This window comes from Streptomyces humi, assembly GCF_001005085.2.
Classification (GTDB): domain Bacteria; phylum Actinomycetota; class Actinomycetes; order Streptomycetales; family Streptomycetaceae; genus Streptomyces; species Streptomyces humi.
On the sequence record NZ_LBMU02000046.1, the window covers coordinates 89,257 to 107,848 of the forward strand.

An 18,592-nucleotide genomic window follows, 5' to 3' on the forward strand; every position below is an offset into this window, starting at 1 on the left:
GCCGTTCCGTGAGCGTGACCTGTGAGTCGCCGCCGGGAGTGCGGTCGCCGAGAATGGAGGCACGAGCGACGAAGAACCTCACCCGCGCACGGAGGGGGAGGGAGACCATGAAGGTAGGGGTACTGACCGGTGGCGGTGACTGTCCCGGTCTGAACGCCGTGATCCGCAGCGTCGTCCGCAAGGGCGTCCAGGAGTACGGCTTCGAGTTCGCAGGTTTCCGGGACGGCTGGCTCGGCGTGATCCAGGGCCGGGTGGTGCCGCTGGGCGTTCCCGAGGTACGGGGCATCCTGCCACGCGGCGGCACCATTCTCGGGTCGTCCCGCACCAACCCGTTCAAGCACGAGGACGGTGTCGCCCGGATCCGGGAGACCCTTGCCGGGCACGGTGTCGACGCGCTCGTCGCGATCGGCGGCGAGGACACGCTGGGCGCGGCGGCGGAGCTGGGGCGGCAGGGGATCCGGATCGTCGGCGTGCCGAAGACGATCGACAACGACGTGCCCGGTACCGACTACACCTTCGGTTTCGACACGGCGGTGGGTATCGCGACGGAGGCCATCGACCGTCTGCACACCACCGCCGAGTCGCACATGCGCACCCTGGTGGTGGAGGTGATGGGCCGGCACTCCGGATGGATCGCCCTGCACGCGGGTGTCGCGGGCGGTGCCAACGTGATCCTCGTCCCGGAACGGCCGTTCGACATCGACCAGGTGTGCGCGTGGGTGAAGAGCCGCTTCGAGTTCCACTACGCGCCGATCGTCGTCACCGCCGAGGGGGCCGTGCCCAAGGAGGGGCAGATGGTCCTGAAGGACCGGTCGCTGGACGAGTACGGCCATGTGCGGCTGTCCGGGATCGGGGAGTGGCTGGCCAGGGAGATCTCGCGGCGCACCGGCACGGACGCCCGTACGACGGTGCTCGGTCACGTCCAGCGCGGCGGCACCCCGAGCGCCTTCGACCGGTGGCTGGCCACGCGCTTCGGACTGCACGCCGTCGACGCCGTCAAGGACGGCGCCTTCGGGACCATGGTCGCCCTCAGCGGCACCAGAATCGTACGGGTCCCGATCCCGGGCACCGAGGCCAGGACCAAGCTGGTCGATCCGGCGCTGTACGACGAGTTCGGGGTGTTCTTCGGCTAGGGCGTGCTGCGAAAGTCCCGCCTGCCTCACGACGCGACACGCCCTCGCGGTGTGGCCCTTCCGGGGTGCCGGCGGCTCAGCCGCCGTACGGTACGACCGCCAGCGGGCGGGCGGTGTGGTGCAGTACCGCGTGCGTGACCGGACCCAGCCGGTCCCGGCCGCCGCCCCGGCCCACGACCAGCAGGTCGGCTCCCCGGGACGCGTTCAGAAGGGCCTCCGCGGGATGGAGCAGGACGACGTCCGCGCGGACCGTCACCTCCGGGTACTTCTCCTGCCGGGTGCGCAGGGCGTCGGACAGCCGCAGGACCTCCTCGTCCTCCCAGGCGGCCCGGTCCTCCGAGGCCACGAACAGGGTCCGGGGCGACACGGCCGCGGCGGGCAGGGCCCACGCCCGCACCGCCCGGAGCACCGCGCCGCGCGACCGGGCCGCCCCGAACGCGAAGTCCGCCACCCCGTCGGCCGGGCGGTGCGCGTCGAGACCCAGCACGACCCGCGGAACGGCGTCCACCGGGCGTACGCCGTTGCCGGGGGCGCCCGGCCGCGGTCCGGGCACCACGACGACGGGAAGGCCGGCCGCGGCCGCCACCCGAAGGGCCACCGAGCCCACCGCGAGGCCGTCGAAGCCGCCCGAGCCCCTGGCACCGACCACGAGCAGCCCGCAACCGTGCGCGGCCGACAGAAGGGCCTCGGCCGGGTCCTCGGCGCGCTGCTCAGCCGCCGTCCGCAGAGCCGGATGGCGGACCGAGAGGTCGGCGATCACCTCCTGGACGATGCGTTCGCCCACCTGGCGCAGCGTCTCCTCGGCCTGGCGGGGGACCACGTCGCCGGGAAGGGGCGGAGCGGCGTGCAGGACGTGCAGCGGGACGTCCCGCAGCACCGCTTCCCGCGCCGCCCACTCGGCCGCGGCGAGACTGTGCGCGGATCCGTCGACACCGGTCAGCACGGGGTGGCTCATCACGCCCTCCTCGGCCCCGGTCAGCACGGGGTGGCTCATCACGCCCTCCTCGGCCCCGGTCCCCGTTCACTCACGTGCTCTGCTCCTTCACTCTTCCACGGCGGCCCCGGTACGGCCCCGCAGGCGAGGTACCGCGGCCCGCCGCGAGCAGGGCCGCGGGCCGCCACCGTCACCTCGGCGGATGGCCACCGGACCCCGGCTGTTCGAGGTGGGAGGCGAGGACCGCGGCCTGGACGCGGCGCTGGACGCCCAGCTTGGCGAGCAGGCGGGAGATGTGGTTCTTGACGGTCTTCTCGGAGAGGTAGAGCTTCTTGCCGATCTCGCGGTTCGTGAGGCCGTCCCCGATGAGGGTGAGGATGTCGCGCTCGCGGGGGGACAGGCCCGCGAGCTCGGCCGGCAGGGCGGGCGTCTCGGCGGGGTCGGCGCGCAGCGATCGCATCAGGCGGGCGGTGGTCGCGGGGTCGAGCATGGACTGGCCGGAGGCGACGGTACGCACCGCGGAGACCAGGTCGGAGCCCTTGATCTGCTTGAGGACGTAGCCGGAGGCCCCGGCCATGATCGCGTCGAGCAGGGCCTCCTCGTCGTCGAAGGAGGTGAGCATGAGGCAGGCCAGGCCGGGCATCTGGTCGCGCAGTTCCCGGCAGACGGTGATGCCGTCGCCGTCGGGCAGGCGGACGTCGAGGACGGCGACGTGCGGGCGCAGCGCCGGGCCGCGGGCGAGGGCGTGCTGGACCGTGCCGGCGTCGCCCACCACCGAGATGTCGGGCTCCGCGTCCAGGAGGTCCGTCAGGCCACGCCGGACCACCTCGTGGTCGTCCAGCAGGAACACCCGGATCGGGTCCTGTTCCGTGAAGGTGCGTGACTGCGTCATGACGACCTCTCGTCCTCGCCGGGTGCCGCGGGACGGACCGCCGACCGCCCCGGGCCGATCATCGCGCCGCAGGGGCGGGGCACGCTAGGGCCGTCCGGCCCCACTCGCGGGTTCCGCGGCGGGCGCGGGCGCCGTGTTCGGGGACAGGCCGAAGTCCACGTCCACCACGCCCTCGACGGCCCTCACCAGCCGGGCCGCCACAGGCACCAGGGACGTGTCCGGGATCCGGCCCGCGAGCGTCACGACCCCGTCGTGGACGTCCACGCGCAGCGCCGAGCCGCAGAACGGGAACAACTGCGACACGATGTCCCGCCGGACCTCCTCGGCGATCTCCTCGTCGTCGCGCAGGAAGACCTTGAGCAGGTCGGCGCGGCTCACCACGCCCTGGAGGACGCCCACGGCGTCGGCCACCGGCAGGCGCTTCACCCTGGACCGTGCCATGATCCGCGCGGCCTGCGCGAGAGTCGCGTCCGCGTGGACGGTGACCGCGGGCGAGGTCATCAGCTCGCCCGCGGTCAGGGCACCTGCCCTCTCGGCCGGGCCGTGGAGCCGGGGCGGCTGCGCGGACCCGTCCTGGTCGCCGTCCCGGAACTCCTCCTCGTGCAGCAGGTCCGCCTCGGAGACGACGCCGACGACCCGGCCCTCGCCCTCGACCACGGGCAGGGCGCTGATCCGCCAGTCCCGCATGAGCCGCACGAGCTCCTTGAAGGGCGCCTCGCGTCCGACGCTCACGACGGTCGTCGTCATGACGTCGCTGACGGTGTGCGGCGTGCCGTGCATGGGGTCCACCTCCGTCAGTTGTTCGAGCCGGCGCCGTACGGGGCGTACAGGTCGAGCAGTCGGGTACGGGCCGCGCGCAGCCGGTGGGCCAGTACCCCGCCCACCCACTGGTCGACGGCGTTCGCCAGCGCCGGGTCGTCCCGGCACAGGGACCTGACGGCCTCCGCGTCGAACTGCCAGGCCCGCACCGGGGTCGTCGCCTCGGCGCCCAGTTGCCACACGTGCGGGCCGAACAGCCAGGACCAGCCGACCAGTTCGTTGGGGCCCAGGTTCTCGATGACGGCCGCCCGGCGGCCGGGCACATGCAGGTCCAGCTCGACCCGGCCGGTGCGGATGATCCAGAACCGGTCGGCGCGGCCCCCCTCGTCGAAGAGCCGGACCCCGGGGGCGAAGGACACCTCCCGAGCCGTCCCCGTCAGCCGCTCCCGGTACGGGGCCGGGAGCGCGCGCAGCACGCTGAGGGTCGGTGATGCGTTCATGGCGGCCTCCCGGCACAGGCGTACGTGGTCCTGGTGCCAGCGTGTGCCGCCGGCCGCGGTCCCGCCATGGGCCGAGTGGGCCCACCGCCACGGGACCATCAGCCCGCTCCCTCGGCGGTCGCCTCGTGCGCCCGGGCCGAACGGCCCCTCGTGAGGACCTGCGGCCCCTGCCGGACCCCCCGTCGCGGGACGACCCTCGTGCCGGAATCCCCGATCAGGAGGAACAGATCATGACCCGTACCGTCACCGTCGGCCTCGACCCTGAGGAGCACATCATGAAGGCAGCGGCCGTACGAGCTTTCGGTGAGCCCCTGGGCGTCCCGCCCGTCGTCGTCGCCGTCGACGGCTCGGAGCCCGGTCTGCGGGCCGTCGACTGGGCGGCCGACGAAGCCGTCCTGCGCGGCCTGCCGCTGCGGCTGGTGTACGCCTCGCTGTGGGAGCGGTACGAGGGCGCCCACCTCGGCGAGGGCCTTCACAAGCCGTCCGAGGAGCTCATGGCCGAGGACATCGTCGGCGTGGCGGCGCGGCGCGCCCGGAGCCGGCAGCCCCAAGTGCGGGTGACCACCGAGGTACTGGTCGAGGAACCCGAGTACGCACTGGTCCACGAGAGCCGGGACGCCACCCTGCTGGTGATGGGCACCCGGGGCCGCAGCGGCCTGGCCGAGGCGCTGCTGGGCTCCGTGAGCCTGACCGTCGCCGGGCACGCGCACTGCCCGCTGGTCGTCGTGCGCGGCAACCACGACAACCAGGCGGCGCGGCCGGTCCACGGCAGGATCGTCCTGGGCGTCGGCGCGCACGGCAAGGGGTCCGCGGCCGTGCGCTTCGGCTACGAGGAGGCGCGGCGGCGCGGGGCGGTCCTGGACGCCGTACGGGCCTGGCGCACACCCGCACACGAGACCACCGACCACCCCCTGATGTCCGGAGAACCGGCCCGGCTGCACGAGCGGCAGGCGGTGGAGGCCCTGGACTCGGCTCTGGAGAACGTCCCCGCCGACGTCGAAGCGCACCGGCACACGGTCGAGGGCGACGCGCGGCCGGTTCTCGTGGCCGCCTCGTACGACGCCGACCTGCTGGTCGTCGGAGCCCGGCGCCGCCCACGGACGTTCGGGCTCCAGCTGGGCCGGGTCGCCCACGGCGTGCTGCACCGCTCCGCGTGCCCGGTCGTCGTCGTACCCGAGCCGGCGTGACCTCGGTCTGGGCCCGTCGGCCGGCGCGGGGGCCGGACGGCCCAAGCGCGGGCTTCCCGAGCCGGGACACGATGGAGGCGCGGGGCAGCCGCGGCGCCGTCGGCGCCCGGCCCCGCGGCGGACCAAGGACGGTGAGCGACCCCATGAAGGCCCTCGTGTTCCACGGCCCCGGGCAGTCCGCCTGGGAAGAGGTCCCCGACCCCGCCGTCAAGGAGCCCACCGACGTCGTCGTGCGCGTGGACGCCGTCACGATCTGCGGGACGGACCTGCACATCCTCAAGGGCGACGTCCCCGAGGTGCGGCCCGGCACGGTCCTCGGGCACGAGGCCGTCGGCGAGATCGTCGAGGTCGGCGGCGACGTACGGACCGTACGGCCGGGCGACCGGGTGCTGGTCTCCTGCATCAGCTCCTGCGGGCGCTGCGCCTACTGCCGGGAGCGGATGTACGGCCAGTGCCGGGGCGGCGGAGGCTGGATCCTCGGCCACCTGATCGACGGCACCCAGGCCGAGTACGTCCGCGTCCCCTTCGCGGACCTGTCGGTCCACGCACTGCCCGCCACCCTCGACAGCAGGGACGCCGTGCTGTTCGCGGACATCTTCCCGACCTCCTACGAGGTGGGCGTCCGCAACGGGCACGTCCGTCCCGGCGACACCGTCGTCGTCGTGGGCGCCGGACCCGTCGGACTCGCGGCGATCAGCACGGCACGGCTGTTCTCGCCCGAGCGGATCATCGCGGTGGACCTGGCCCCGGCCCGGCTGGAGGCCGCCCACCGGTTCGGCGCGGACGCCGTGGCCGACATCCACGAGGCCCCGGCCCAACTGGTCGCGGACCTCACCGACGGGCTGGGCGCGGACGTGGTGATCGAGGCCGTCGGCGTGCCGGAGAGCTTCGAGTCGTGCGCCCGCATGGTGCGGCCCGGCGGGCACGTCGCCAACATCGGCGTGCACGGCAGGCCGGTGACCCTGCACCTGGAAGACCTGTGGAGCAGGAACGTCACCATCACCACCGGCCTGGTGGACACCCACTCCACGCCCACCCTGCTGCGGATGGCCGCGGCCGGCCGGCTGCCCACCGGGCAACTGGTCACCCACACCTTCCCGTTGGCGCGCATGGAGGAGGCGTACGACGTCTTCCGCCGGGCCGGCGAGACCGCCGCGCTCAAGGTCGTGCTCGGCGGTGAGCAGCACGAGGTCGCCATCCCCGCGGCCTGACGAGAGGACGTGACAGGCCATGGCCGAACAAGTGCACCCGGGCAGGGTGGAGCGGCCGCCGCTCGGTGACCTGGGCCGCCGGCTCATGACCCGCCGGCTCGAACTGGGCCTCACCCGCAGGGAGACGGCCGTCCGCGCCGGTGTCGCGCCCGGCTACCTCCAGTACCTGGAGGAGAACCCGCTCGCCGCACCCGGCACCGGTGCGCTGCTGCGACTGGCCGAGGTGCTGCACACCACTCTGACCCATCTCACCGGTGGCGACACCGAGACCCCGCCGGGCTCCGGACGGGCGGCACACGCCCCGGAGTTCGCCGAGCTGAGCCCCGCGCAGTGCATGACGCTGCTGGGCACCCACGGCGTGGGACGGCTCGGTGTGCCCACGGCCGGCGGGCCGGTGATCGTGCCGGTCAACTACAGCGTCGTCGAAGGCGCGATCGTCTACCGGACGGCTCCTGGGACGACCCCGGCGCTCGCCGCCGGCCACCGGGTGGCCTTCGAGACCGACCGGATCGACGACACGTTCAGCGAGGGATGGAGCGTGCTGGTCCAGGGCCGCGCGCACACCGTGACCGAGCCGGACGAGATACACCGGCTCACGGCGTCGGCGCACAGCACACCCTGGGCCGGGGGCCGCCGCGACCTGTGGATGCGCGTCGAACCCGACGTCGTGACCGGGCGTCGTATCAGGGCGTGATCCGGCGGTGCGTGATCCGGCGGTGCGTGATCCGGCGGTGCGGCAAGAGGCCCGCCGCCACCTGGGCACCCCGCCCGGGGAACCCCGGACCGTCGCCGAGGGCCGCCCGGCCCATGCCCCGAGCGGAGAAAAGGCGGAGGCTGGAAGTGTCGCAGGACGGCATCCCACCCCTGGAGGTCGCCATGACCGGTAACCCGTCCGTCGTGAGTGACGTGATGACCCGCACGGTGGTCGCCCTGCGCAGCGGCGCGGCCTTCAAGGACATCGTGAGGACCATGCGGAGGTGGCGGGTGAGCGGCGTGCCCGTGCTCGACGACGAGGGGCACGTCGTGGGCGTCGTCTCGGAGGCGGATCTGCTGCGCAAGGAGGAGTCCCGCGACGGCGTCACGGTCGGGGCACGGGCCCTGCCCCGCGTGGACGAACCCACGACGGCGTCCGCGGTGACCGCCGGCGAACTGATGAACACCCCGGCCGTCACCGTCCGCGCCGACGCCACGCTCCCGCAGGCCGCGCGGGGCATGGCACGGCACGGGGTCAAGCGGCTGCCGGTCGTCGACGCCCAGGGCGTGCTGGTCGGCATCGTGAGCCGGGCGGACCTGCTCAAGGTGTTCCTGCGGGACGACGAGGAGATCGCCGAGGAGATCCGGCGCGACGTCCTCCCGCATCTCTTCGCGCTGGAGGCCGAGCCTCCCCGGGTGTCCGTGCACGACGGTGTCGTGACCCTCACCGGCCGGGTCGGCGACACCGCGCTGGTGCCGCTGGCCACCGGCTGGGTGCGCAGCGTCGAAGGAGTGGTCGACGTCGACTGCGCGCTGGCCGGACCCCGCCGCCGCCCGGACCTCGACCCCGACCTCCCGGACGTCGGCGCGACACCGCGGACCCGCACCGCGTAGGGGGGCCGGACCGTGGAACGCGATAGCCGTCGGAAGCCGCCGAGCCGCGAAGGCCGCCGGGGGAGGAGCGGTTCGTGGTGCTGGCGCTGGCGGAGCAATCCGCTGCGGCGCCGAAGCGACGTGGTGGAGGCCTGGATCGTGCTCGGCCTCTGGTGCCTCGCCCTCGCCGGCGGGGTGCTCGCCGGCTGGGGCGTGGCCCGTACCGTCGACCGGACCTTCGCCGAGCGGCGGGCCGAGGTGCACACGGTGTCCGCGCGGCTGACCGAGGACGCGGCCGACGGCACGCCGGTCACGGCCGGCTACGACGTCGGCCTGACGTGGACCGCGGTCCGCTGGACGGCTGCCGACGGCTCCGTCCACACCGGCCGGGCCGAGGTCGTCCCCTCGGCCACGGCCGGCACCACCGTCCAGGTGTGGGCGAGTCGCGGCGGGAAACTGGTCGGCGCACCGGCGAGCGAGGCGGAGTCGGCCCTGGAGGCGGTCGCGGCCGGTGTCCTCGTGGGGCTGTCGACCCCGTTCGTCGTGTACGGCGGGGGCCGGCTGGTCCGCCGGCGGCTGCTCAGCCGGCGTCTCGCCGAGTGGGACGACGAATGGCGGCGCGTCGGACCTCAGTGGCGCGACTTCAGCGGCGGCAAGGGCTGACGCGACTTGCGACTTCGGCGGCGGCAAGGGGTGACGCGACTTGCGACTTCGGCGGCGGCAAGGGCTGACCGGAACGCGGACCGGAACGGCGCCCCCGTACGGCTGTCACACCGCTGCGTCTCCGTGACACCCGTGACACCCGTGCCACCCGTGACACCCGTGACACCCGTGCCACCCGTGCCGCCCGTGCCACCCCGTGTCAGTCCGTGCCACCCTCTGTCACCTGATGTCAGCTGACGTCAGATGACATCAACCGATGTCGTCCCGGACGGAGACCGGTGCCAGTCGGCAGCGCACGTCGACCACGCCCTCCACGGCGCGTGCCAGGCGTTCGGCGACCGGTACCAGCTCCGTCCCGTCGATCCAGCCGGTGAGGGTGACGACACCTTCGGCGACCTCGACCCGGATGTGGTCGGCGGAGAGCGGGAACAGGCGGTCGACGACCTCCCGGCGCACCTCCTCGGTGAGTTCCTCGTCCTCGCGGAGGAACACCTTGAGCAGGTCCGCGCGGCTGACGATGCCCTCCAGGACGCCCACCCCGTCGACGACGGGCAGCCGTTTGACCCCGCGCCGGGCCATGATGCGCGCGGCCTCGGCCAGGGCGGCGTCGGCGTGCACGGTGACCGCGGGCGCGCTCATCAGCTCACCGGCGGTCACCCCGCCGGCCTTGGCCAGGTCGGCGAGCCGCTCCCGTTGCACGAACCGGTCCGGATCGGCGTCCCGGAACTCCTCCTTGGGCAGCAGGTCGGCCTCGGAGACGATGCCGATCACCCTGCCGTCGCCCTCCAGCACGGGGAGGGCGCTGACCTTCCACTGGTCCATCTGCGTGACGACGTCCTTGAAGGGGGTGTCGCGGCCGACGGCGACGGCGCCGCGGGTCATCACGTCGCCGACGGTGTGCGGGCTGCCGTGCATGGTTGCCTCCTCGGTTCTCCCCTCCAGCGTGTGCTCGGCACGGCTCCGCCACCAAGGGCCGCCCAGACCCTTCCGAGGGGTGGTGAAGGGGCCGAGTGGCCCCTCCTGCGCTTCGTCCGCCGGTGCGACGGTGGAAGGACAGGCATCCGTCTGCCGCATGAGGTGGCAGCCCGAGGAGAGGCGGTGGGGACGATGACACTTCCCCTGGTCGTGGGCGTCGACGGTTCGGACGGCAGCCTTCAGGCCGTCGACTGGGCGGCGGACGAGGCCGCCCGCCACGATGTCCCGCTCCGGCTGGTGTACGCGTCCTTGTGGGAGCGCTACGAGAGCGGCGTACCCGGGATCCGCGAAGAGCGCCCTTCGGAGCGAGTACTGGCGGAGCACATCGTCGCCTCGGCGGCCGACCGTGCCGCTCGGCGTGCCCCGGACGTGAAGGTCACCACCGACATCCTGCCCGAGGACCCCGCGGACGCCCTCCTGCACGAGAGCAACAACGCCTGCCTGGTCGTCACCGGGTCGCGCGGCCGCGGCGAACTGAAGGGACTGCTCCTCGGCTCGGTGGGACTGGCGGTCGCGGGACGGTCGTACTGCCCCGTGGTCGTGGTGCGGGGGGACCCGGCGGGCTTGGCGGGCACCCACGAACGGATCCTGCTCGGCGCCGGCGGTCCGGCCTCCGGCGGCGCGGCCGCGCGGTTCGCCTTCCGGGAGGCGGCGGCCCGCGGCTGCCCCCTGGACGTGGTCCGCGCCTGGCGTCGTCCCACGACGGACGCGCCGGCCCAGGAGGGCGGCGCGCCGCAGGCCTCGGCCCTCCTCGACGAGCTGCTGCGCGAACCCGCGGCCGAGTACCCGGACGTCCGGGTACGCATGGTGACGGCCGAGGGGCCCGCCCACCGGATCCTCGTGCACCGCTCGGCCGCCGCCGACCTCGTCGTGCTGGGCGCCCCCCGCCGGCACGGCCACCGCGGTTTGCAGCTGGGCCGGGTGGTGCACGCCCTGCTGCACCGGGCGGACTGCCCGGTGGCCGTCGTACCGCAGGTCGGGTGAGCAACCCCGTGCGGTGGGAGTACGACGGTTACGTGCCCGCCGACGAGCGGCTCAGGGAATCCCTGTGCACGCTCGGGAACGGGTACTTCGCCACCCGGGGCGCGCTGCCGGAGTGCGCCGCGGACGACGTCCACCACCCGGGTACCTACGTGGCCGGCTGCTACGACCGGCTCACCTCCGAGGTCGCCGGACACCGGGTCGAGAACGAGGACCTGGTCAACCTCCCGAACTGGCTGCCGCTGCGGTTCCGCCCGGCGGGCGGCGACTGGCTCACCCCGGACACCGCGCCGGTGCTGGGACACCGGCAGGTCCTGCACCTGCCGGACGGGGTCCTGGAGCGGCGGACCCGTCACGGGCTCGGCGCCGGGCGGGCGCTGGACGTGCGCCAGCTGCGGCTGGTGCACATGGCGGACCCGCATCACGCCGCCCTGCGCACCGAGTTCACCGCCCAGGGCGTCGCCGGTGAGCTGGAGGTCGAGGCGGCGCTCGACGGCGATGTCAGCAACGCCGGTGTGCCACGCTACCGCGACCTGGCCGGCCGTCACCTGGCTGACGTCCGCACCGGAACCGCCTCCCCGGACACGGTGTGGCTCGGCTGCCGTACCCGCACCTCGGACATCCGGATCGGCATGGCCGCACGACTCACCGCGGACGCCCCGGTCTCGGCGGGGAACGGCCCGCTGCGAGCCGTACAGCGGCTGCGGCCCGTGCTGACGTCCGGCCGTACCCGCACCGTCGACAGGACCGTCGCCCTGCACACCTCCCGCGACCCCGCGATCGCCGACCCGCTGGGGGCCGCCGTCGACCGGGTCGGCGGCGCCCCCGGATTCGACGCGCTGCTGGTCAGGAGACTGCGTCGGCGACCGTCGGGCGGATGTCCAGGACCCGGTCCGCGCCGGTCAGTTCCAGCACCCGCTGGAACTGGCGGGCCGGCCTGGCCAGACGCAGACGGTGATCGCGGTGGAAGTGCAACAGCACGTTCAGCACGGTGGAGTCGGCGAAGGTCACCGCTGCCGCGTCCACGACGACCGTCGTGTGAGTGGTGGCCGCGTCCTGGAGGGCCGAGGCCAGCAGCGGAGCGGAATCGAGGTCGAAGGCGCCGTGGGCGGCCACCACCCAGGCACCCTCCTGCTCGTACTGGGTCAGGCGAGGCAGCGATGGCGCGTGCGACGTGGTCGGGTCCGGCCGGCTCTCGCCGCCGTTCGCGGGACTCATGCCGGTGAGTATGCCGTGAAGATCCGACAAGTGGGAGAGAACCCCGGGGACTGCGCGGGATAGGCCGATTTGTCATGAGCGATTCATGATGCAGGTGCCGGTCCCGGCGTGTGCGCGGGGTCCGGACCGGGGCGGCCGCGTTCAGAGGTTCCTGAGAGGTTCCTGTGCGACGCTGACGCGCCGTCGTACCGGCCCCCTCACCGACCCCCTCACCGACTCCTCCGAGGAACTGTCCATGACCCTGATAAACGGCCTGCCCGCACACGTCCTGCTCGTGCACCTCGTCGTGGTGCTCGTGCCCTTGACCGCGCTGGCGCTCGTGGCCGCGGCGGTCTCGCGGCGAGCCGCCCGCCGCATGGGACTGGTGCTGCCGGTGCTGGCGCTGGTCACGCTGCTCGGCGTGCCGCTCACCACGCAGGCCGGTGAGTGGCTGGAACGGCACGTCAGCGATGACGCCCTGGTCCGCCGGCACGCCGAACTCGGCGACGGCCTGCTCCCGTGGGCCGTGGGCCTGTTCGCTCTGGCGGCGCTGGTCTGGTGGGCCGCCCGTCCGGCCACGGCATCCGGTCCGGACTCCGCGGGCGGCTCCTTCTGGTCCACCACGCCGGTGCGCGTGGCGGCGGTCGTCCTGTCCCTGGCGGTGGCGGCGGGCGCCGTGGTGGACGTCTACCGCATCGGAGACTCCGGCGCGAAGGCGGCATGGCACGACGGCTTCTCCCAGTCGGCCTCGAACGGCGACGCGGCGCGCTGACCCACCCCTGACAGGAGCGGGGACCCGACCCGTTCAGGGGTCGGTGTCGCCCGCGAGACCCGGCGGTGCCGGCCGCGAAAACCCGGCGACGCCGGCGACCGTCCTCGGGATACTGGGCGTCCATGGATGAGGTCGAAGTCGTCGTCGCCCATTCCGAGCGTGCGACGCTGCGCGTCGGCGACGTGTTCCTGAAGGTGGACGCCGATCAGGCGCGCGTCGACGCCGAGGTCGAGGCGATGGCCCGCGCGCCGGTCCCGACCCCGAAGGTCCTGTGGCGCAGGCCGCCGGTGCTCGCGATCGCCGCACTCCCGGGGACGACGCTCGGGCGGCTTGGCGGGCCGTCGACCGGGTCGCCGGCGGCGTGGGCCGCGGCGGGCGCCGCCATCCGGAAACTGCACGAAGCGCCGTTGCCGCCACGGCCGGGCCGGGCCGGCCTCGGTGTCGTCGCGCTGGCCGCGGAACTCGACGCCGAATGCGGCCTGTTGGTGGCGAACGGCGTCCTGCCCGCCGACCTGGTCAGCCGCAACCGTCAGGTCGCGGAGGCCGCGCTCCGGCCCTGGACGCCGGCCTTCACGCACGGCGACCTCCAGATCGCGCACCTCTTCGTCGAGGGCGACGAGGTGACGGGCATCATCGACTGGTCCGAGGCGGGCCAGGGAGACGCCCTGTACGACCTCGCCACCTTCACGCTCGGACACGAGGAGCACCTCGGCGACGTCATCGCCGGTTACGGCACCGACGTCGACCTCGATGTGATCCGCGCATGGTGGTCGCTGCGCAGCCTGCTGATCGTCCGCTGGCTGATCGAGCACGGCTTCGACGCCTTCGCACCGGGCTGTGAGGTCGACGTGCTGAGAGCCCGGATGTGAGGCCGCGCGGTCGTCGCCGGTGCGGCCGAGAGGGCGGTGCCGCTCTGCGGGCTCGCGGACAGGTCCGTTCCGGGGCTCAGCGACCGGTCGGGAAGAGGGACTGGTTGGCGATGTCGATGAGGAAGGGGCCGACGAGCGACGGGTAGCGCTCCACGATCGCCTTCTTGTACGCCTGGCCGTCGTCGCCGAGCAGTTCGCGGGCGTCGGCGAGGTAGCGGCGGAGCTCCGCGTAGATCTCCGGGCCGGCGGGCAGGCCGTGGCCGGCGAGGATCGTGTCGTAGCCGGTCTGGGCGGCCAGCAGGTCCAGGGCCCGCTCCCAGCCGGTGATGTCGTTGTTGCCCAGGTAGAGGTGGACGTCGTGGTAGACGAGGTCCTGGGCGACGAGGACGCCCTGGTCGGGCAGCTTGACCAGCAGCTCGTCGGCGGCTTCACCGCCGGAGACGGCCTCCAGGACGAACGGGACGCCGTCGATGACCTCCGTACCCGGGACGAGGGGCACCGTCGGGGTGACGTCGCCGACCGGGATGACCAGGCCACCGGGCAGCCGGCTGTCGCCGCGCGCGACGATCTGCTCGCGCACCTGGGCCAGGGCGTGGACCGGTACGCCGAAGCGGGCCGCGCCGTTGTAGTGGTCGGGGTGGGCGTGGGTGACGATCAGCCGGTCCAGCGGCTTGCCGAGGCCCTTGGCGTAGGCGACCGCTTCGTCGGCGTACGCAGGCACCATCTGCGCGTCGATCGCGATGACCCGGGCCGGGGTCTCGATCAGCTGGGTGGTGGTGTGGAAGGTGTCGGCCGGCGACATGTAGCTGTGGACGCGGACCGCGCCCTTGTCGAGGACCGTGACGGTGCCGTTCATGGCAGTGCTCCTGGCGGTGAAGGCGACCCTGTGCCGCCTCGGCGACCTCCACTCTCGTCGTGAAACCGCAGGCAGACGAGATGCGCCGGAGACCAGGCATGGTAGATCGGCGACATTCGCAGGTCCTGCCTGTCAGGCCCGCTCCGGGTGTCGTCGTGCCACCGTCGTAGGTCGCTCTTCCGCCTTGCCGGGACGGCAGCCCCGATCGGAGGCTGGGACGCCATGAAGAAGCAGCGAACGAACCCCACAGTCCTGCTGGTCCACGGGGCGATGTACACGCCGTGGATCTTCGACAGGCCGCGCGAGCGGCTCACTGTCCGGGGGATCGGCTCCCACGCCGTGCAACTGCCCAGCAGCAACCCCGACAGCGGTGCCGCCGAAGGGCTGACGGAGGACGTCACCGTGGTCCGCGATCCGATCGCCGACATCGGCGGTCCCGCCGTGCTGGCCGCCCACTCCTACGTCGTGGCCACCGAGGATCCGGCGCTGCCGCCCGCGATCCAGTGGCAGTGGGCCGCGCGCCCCGGCCGCACTGTCGGCATCCCGTCCGGACACTCCCCGCACCTGTCCCACGCCGACGACGTGGCCAGGGTCCTGGCCGGAGCGGTCGCTCGCACCCGCACCCGGTCCTGACCTCAGCGAACCCGCGGACCCGCCGCCTGCACGGTCCTCTCGCCCGGTCGCCGGTCGCTCCTCTCACCAGGTCGCCGGTCGGCCCGCTCGCCAGGTCGCAGGTCGGCCCGCTCGCCAGGTCGGCAGGTCGTCGTTCGGTCCGCTAGTCCGGGCGCCGGTCAGCGGTGGATGTTCTCCAGGTCCTCCAGCAGACCCGGGTGCTTCGGCTCCCAGCCGAGCGCCCGCCGGGTGTGGGCGCTGGACGAGGGCTGGTCGGTCGCGAAGATCTGGCCGAGTGGGCCGAAGGTCTCCGTCGGCACCGACTGCACCGGCAGGCCCAGGCGGCGGCCGATGACCGCCGCTATGTCGCGCACCTCGTCCCCCTCGTCGGCCACCGCGTGCCAGGACGTCCCTGCCTCCGCCCGCTCCAGGGCGAGCCGGAAGAGGACTGCCGCGTCGAGCGCGTGCACGGCCGGCCAGCGCTGTGCGCCGTCACCCGGGTAGCCGGACACGCCGGTCCGGCGGGCGATGTCGGTCAGCAGGCCGGCGAACCCGCCCGCGCCCTGGTGGTGAACGGTGCGCGGCATGCGTACGGCCGTGCTCCGGACCCCGCGCGAGGCCAGGCCCAGGACCGCCGTGACCGCGCGCCCGCGCCCGCCCACCAGTCCGTCGGTCGGCAGCGGGTCGGCCTCGGTGGAGACGCGGCCCGGCACCCAGGGCGTGCCCGAGACGGTGACGAAGGGGCGGTCGCTGCCGACGAGTTCCTCGCCGAGGGCCGCGAGGGCGGCACTCTCCTCGGCGACCGACCTGGCGACGGCCTCGGGGCTGCTGAAGTCGTTGCCGAAGGCCAGGTGGATCACCCCGTCGGCGCGGGCGACGCCGGCCCGGAGGGTCTCCAGGTCGGAGACGGCTCCTCGGAGCGGCTCCGCGCCGGCGGTCTCGGCGGCGAGCGCGGACGCCTCGGAGCGGGCCAGCGCGAGGACGGTGTGGCCGTTGCGGAGCAACTCGGCGACGACGGCGGAACCGATCAGACCGGTGCCACCTGTGACGAAAACACGCATGGGAAAACTCCCGGACAAGTGATGGGACTCTTGTCCCATCACTCTAGCGCAGTGATGGGACAAGAGTCCCATCGCTTATGATGGCGACCATGGGCAGATGGGAACCAGGCGCGCGGGAACGCCTTGTGGTGGCCGCCGTCGACCTGTTCACCGAGCAGGGGTACGACGCCACGACGGTCGCGCAGATCGCCGAGCGCGCCGGAGTCACCAAGAGCACCTTCTTCCGGCACTTCCCCGACAAGCGCGAACTGCTGGTGGCCGGGCAGGAGACGCTGAGCCGACTGCTGACCGAGGGCATCGCCGAGGCGCCCGGTGACGCCAGTCCGCTCGAGGCGGTCGCCGCCGGCCTTGAGCGCGCCTCCGGAGCGATGGGACCCATGAACCGCGAGCTCGCTCCCCGACTGAAGGCGGCCGTCGCCGCGAGCACCGAGCTTCAGGAGCGTGACGCCCTGAAGAGCGTCAGCCTCGCGGCCGCGATGACGACCGCTCTGGTCGCCCGAGGCGTACCCGACGCGACCGCGGCCCTGGCGGGCGAGCTGGGCGTGCTCGCCTTCAAACGGGGGTTCGCCCAGTGGTCCGAGGGCGACCGGGGCGGCAAGCGGGAACTCGCCGGGCACACCCTGGCGGCGCTGCGTGAACTGCGCGCGGCGAGCGCGTCGCTGGGCTGACCGGCAGCGTCACCCGCGGCCGCGGGTGAGCGCAGGGCGGCGACGGGTCACGGTGCGGCGGCCCTGCGCTGATCGACGGTCCGGCCGGTCTACGCCGCGAACTCGGTCAGATCGATGGCGTGAACGCGGAGAGGGAAGCCGTACGCCGGGTGCACCGTCTCCCGCTCGGCCACCATGCCGAGCTTGCGGCTGACGTTCTCGGAGGCGCCGTCCCCCACCCGGTTGATGCTGATGACGCGGTCCAGACCGCGGTCCTGGAGCGCGAACTCCAGCGTGGCGTGCGCCGCTTCGGACGCGTATCCCTGGCCCCAGAACTGCGGGCCCAGCCGCCAGCTGATCGCCACGGCGGGCATCACCTCCGGCAGGAACCAGGGCACGGACAGTCCCGTGAAGCCGATCAGTTCGCCCGAGGCCAGCAGTTCGACGGCGAAGAGCCCGAAGCCCTCCTCGTCCCACTCCTCCTCCCAGCGCTCGACCGCCTCGGCCGTCTCGTCCAGGTCGCGCACCGAGCCGTCGTCGACCCACCTCATGACCCGCGGGTCCGCGTTGATGTCGGCCATGGGCGCCAGGTCGTCGTCGTGCCAGCCACGCAGGAGGAGACGGGGTGTGCGGATCTCGGTCATACGCCCATCCTGCCGGAGGCGGACGCCACCCGCGTAATCCGGTGGCCACCCATGCTGCCGCCCACCCGCGCGGCTCCGGCCGGGCCGCCCCGCCGCGGCCGCCGACGCCGCCGGACTTCCGAACCGACCGCCGTACTGGCACACGTGTGTCAAAGACACGAGAGGCCGCACCCGGCCTGCCGCATGCGCTCAACGCCTTCGTTCGGTTTGTCGAACACGTATCTATCTGTGCGCGGTGTCCTCAGCGCAGGAAGTCCAGGACCTCCCGCGCGAACTCATGGTGGTACTGGAACAGGAAGCCGTGTCCGGAGTCGGGGTACAGGTGTGCGCGGGCGTCGGGCAGCGAACGCGCGAGCAGCCGCAGTGCCGAGGGCGGGATGACCCGGTCGCTGTCCCCGCCCGCGACCAGTGTGGGCTGCCGGATACCGCCGAGTCTGCGCAGCGCGTCCCCGTCGGGCACGCCCCACTCGAGCATGGCCTCGCACTGGGCTTCCCGGGCCGCCGCGCTGACCGGCAGATCCCGGTCCCTCTCCCGCTCGATGTAACGGCCGAAGAATTCCAGGCCGCGGCGCTGGCTGGCCTCGGTGTGGTTGAAGAAGGTGTACAGGTAGTGCTGAGCCCGCGGTTCGCCGGAACAGGTGTGGCCGAGGACGTCGTCCCGCAGTCCGTGAATGCCCGGCGCGCCGCGCGGGGCGGTGGCCGCGAGGACGAGGCGGCGGACGACGTCCGGCTGGAGCAGGGTCAGCTCCTGCGCGGTGTACCCGCCCATGGAGAACCCGAGCACATCCACTTCCCGTACTCCGACGGCCCCGAGGAAGGCCATGGTGTCGAGGGCGGTGTCCCGGATGGTGCGGGGTGTGCTGCCGGTGCTGAGACCGACGCCGGCGTTGTCGAAGGCGATGACATCGCGCTCCGCCGCCAGCGCGTCCACCAGAGCGGGATCCCAGCTGTCCAGCGTGCCCCTGAAGTGTTGGAGGAGCAGCAGCGGAGGTTGCGAACCTCTCGGACCGCACCGACGGTAGGCGTAGATGATGCCGGGGGCCGCTCCGGCCCTGCGGTTCGGCGTCTCGTGGTACATGACGTGGACTCCTGCGCCGGTGAAGTGCTCACCGGTCATGCGATGAGCACAGGGA

21 protein-coding genes and 1 pseudogene are annotated in these 18,592 nt (G+C 73.4%); 12 read left to right on the forward strand and 10 right to left on the reverse strand.

What is annotated here, in order from left to right; genetic code table 11:
* Positions 1–107 precede the first annotated feature (107 nt).
* Complete coding sequence (locus AAW13_RS21725) at positions 108–1,133, forward strand: 6-phosphofructokinase (RefSeq protein WP_046733250.1); 1,026 nt, start codon at positions 108–110, stop codon at positions 1,131–1,133.
* A gap of 76 nt (positions 1,134–1,209) precedes the next feature.
* Here AAW13_RS21725 and AAW13_RS21730 read toward each other — a convergent pair whose 3' ends face one another.
* From AAW13_RS21730 to AAW13_RS21745, 4 genes are all read right to left on the reverse strand, one after another.
* Positions 1,210–2,127, reverse strand: coding sequence for a universal stress protein (locus AAW13_RS21730; protein WP_240528677.1), 918 nt, complete (start codon positions 2,125–2,127; stop codon positions 1,210–1,212).
* A gap of 130 nt (positions 2,128–2,257) precedes the next feature.
* Positions 2,258–2,959, reverse strand: coding sequence for a response regulator (locus AAW13_RS21735; RefSeq protein WP_046733251.1), 702 nt, complete (start codon positions 2,957–2,959; stop codon positions 2,258–2,260).
* A gap of 84 nt (positions 2,960–3,043) precedes the next feature.
* On the reverse strand, positions 3,044–3,739 hold the full coding sequence (locus AAW13_RS21740; protein WP_046733252.1) for a CBS domain-containing protein: 696 nt from the start codon (positions 3,737–3,739) through the stop codon (positions 3,044–3,046).
* A gap of 14 nt (positions 3,740–3,753) precedes the next feature.
* A complete protein-coding gene (locus tag AAW13_RS21745; protein WP_046733304.1) occupies positions 3,754–4,218 on the reverse strand; it encodes a cyclic nucleotide-binding domain-containing protein in 465 nt (154 codons plus the stop codon).
* Positions 4,219–4,493: 275 nt separating this feature from the next.
* Here AAW13_RS21745 and AAW13_RS21750 point away from each other — a divergent pair, with 275 nt between their 5' ends.
* The 5 genes from AAW13_RS21750 to AAW13_RS21775 all read left to right on the forward strand — a co-directional run bounded on the left by AAW13_RS21750 (position 4,494) and on the right by AAW13_RS21775 (position 8,845).
* The gene (locus AAW13_RS21750) at positions 4,494–5,405 is read left to right on the forward strand and encodes a universal stress protein (protein WP_046733305.1); all 912 of its coding nucleotides are present in this window, start codon (positions 4,494–4,496) and stop codon (positions 5,403–5,405) included.
* 143 nt (positions 5,406–5,548) lie between these two features.
* Positions 5,549–6,616, forward strand: coding sequence for a zinc-dependent alcohol dehydrogenase family protein (locus tag AAW13_RS21755; RefSeq protein WP_046733253.1), 1,068 nt, complete (start codon positions 5,549–5,551; stop codon positions 6,614–6,616).
* A 19-nt stretch (positions 6,617–6,635) separates the two neighbouring features.
* Complete coding sequence (locus AAW13_RS21760) at positions 6,636–7,310, forward strand: helix-turn-helix domain-containing protein (RefSeq protein ID WP_046733254.1); 675 nt, start codon at positions 6,636–6,638, stop codon at positions 7,308–7,310.
* Between the two features lie 182 nt (positions 7,311–7,492).
* Entirely contained in the window at positions 7,493–8,203 is a 711-nt protein-coding gene (locus tag AAW13_RS21770; RefSeq protein WP_046733256.1) for a CBS domain-containing protein, read from the forward strand.
* A gap of 12 nt (positions 8,204–8,215) precedes the next feature.
* On the forward strand, positions 8,216–8,845 hold the full coding sequence (locus AAW13_RS21775; protein ID WP_476756030.1) for an Rv1733c family protein: 630 nt from the start codon (positions 8,216–8,218) through the stop codon (positions 8,843–8,845).
* A gap of 249 nt (positions 8,846–9,094) precedes the next feature.
* On the opposite strand, the gene AAW13_RS21780 is transcribed toward AAW13_RS21775, so the two are convergent.
* Positions 9,095–9,760: a CBS domain-containing protein gene (locus AAW13_RS21780; protein WP_046733257.1), complete on the reverse strand. Its 666-nt coding sequence runs from the start codon at positions 9,758–9,760 to the stop codon at positions 9,095–9,097.
* A gap of 192 nt (positions 9,761–9,952) precedes the next feature.
* Here AAW13_RS21780 and AAW13_RS21785 point away from each other — a divergent pair, with 192 nt between their 5' ends.
* Complete coding sequence (locus tag AAW13_RS21785) at positions 9,953–10,804, forward strand: universal stress protein (RefSeq protein WP_079178901.1); 852 nt, start codon at positions 9,953–9,955, stop codon at positions 10,802–10,804.
* Positions 10,801–11,649 (forward strand): annotated as a pseudogene (locus AAW13_RS21790) (glycoside hydrolase family 65 protein); the annotation flags it as partial. The gene AAW13_RS21785 and the pseudogene AAW13_RS21790, both read left to right, overlap by 4 nt.
* Here the strand turns inward: AAW13_RS21790 and AAW13_RS21795 are convergent.
* Positions 11,648–12,019: an STAS domain-containing protein gene (locus AAW13_RS21795; RefSeq protein ID WP_052768723.1), complete on the reverse strand. Its 372-nt coding sequence runs from the start codon at positions 12,017–12,019 to the stop codon at positions 11,648–11,650. The pseudogene AAW13_RS21790 and the gene AAW13_RS21795 sit on opposite strands and share 2 nt — an antisense overlap.
* A 235-nt stretch (positions 12,020–12,254) precedes the next feature.
* Between AAW13_RS21795 and AAW13_RS21800 the strand changes: the two genes are divergently transcribed.
* Positions 12,255–12,770 carry a DUF2231 domain-containing protein gene (locus tag AAW13_RS21800; protein ID WP_046733308.1) on the forward strand — a complete coding sequence of 172 codons (516 nt, stop codon included), beginning with the start codon at positions 12,255–12,257 and terminating at the stop codon, positions 12,768–12,770.
* 122 nt (positions 12,771–12,892) lie between these two features.
* Positions 12,893–13,639, forward strand: coding sequence for a phosphotransferase family protein (locus AAW13_RS21805; protein ID WP_046733259.1), 747 nt, complete (start codon positions 12,893–12,895; stop codon positions 13,637–13,639).
* Between the two features lie 76 nt (positions 13,640–13,715).
* On the opposite strand, the gene AAW13_RS21810 is transcribed toward AAW13_RS21805, so the two are convergent.
* On the reverse strand, positions 13,716–14,495 hold the full coding sequence (locus tag AAW13_RS21810; RefSeq protein ID WP_046733260.1) for an MBL fold metallo-hydrolase: 780 nt from the start codon (positions 14,493–14,495) through the stop codon (positions 13,716–13,718).
* A gap of 222 nt (positions 14,496–14,717) precedes the next feature.
* Between AAW13_RS21810 and AAW13_RS21815 the strand changes: the two genes are divergently transcribed.
* Entirely contained in the window at positions 14,718–15,128 is a 411-nt protein-coding gene (locus AAW13_RS21815; RefSeq protein WP_046733261.1) for an alpha/beta fold hydrolase, read from the forward strand.
* A gap of 158 nt (positions 15,129–15,286) precedes the next feature.
* Here AAW13_RS21815 and AAW13_RS21820 read toward each other — a convergent pair whose 3' ends face one another.
* Complete coding sequence (locus AAW13_RS21820) at positions 15,287–16,168, reverse strand: SDR family oxidoreductase (protein ID WP_046733262.1); 882 nt, start codon at positions 16,166–16,168, stop codon at positions 15,287–15,289.
* A gap of 89 nt (positions 16,169–16,257) precedes the next feature.
* Between AAW13_RS21820 and AAW13_RS21825 the strand changes: the two genes are divergently transcribed.
* Positions 16,258–16,836 carry a TetR/AcrR family transcriptional regulator gene (locus tag AAW13_RS21825; protein ID WP_046733309.1) on the forward strand — a complete coding sequence of 193 codons (579 nt, stop codon included), beginning with the start codon at positions 16,258–16,260 and terminating at the stop codon, positions 16,834–16,836.
* Between the two features lie 89 nt (positions 16,837–16,925).
* Here AAW13_RS21825 and AAW13_RS21830 read toward each other — a convergent pair whose 3' ends face one another.
* Positions 16,926–17,459: a GNAT family N-acetyltransferase gene (locus tag AAW13_RS21830; RefSeq protein WP_046733263.1), complete on the reverse strand. Its 534-nt coding sequence runs from the start codon at positions 17,457–17,459 to the stop codon at positions 16,926–16,928.
* Positions 17,460–17,700: 241 nt separating this feature from the next.
* Entirely contained in the window at positions 17,701–18,576 is an 876-nt protein-coding gene (locus tag AAW13_RS21835) for an alpha/beta fold hydrolase (RefSeq protein ID WP_240528678.1), read from the reverse strand.
* Between the last annotated feature and the right edge of the window lie 16 nt (positions 18,577–18,592).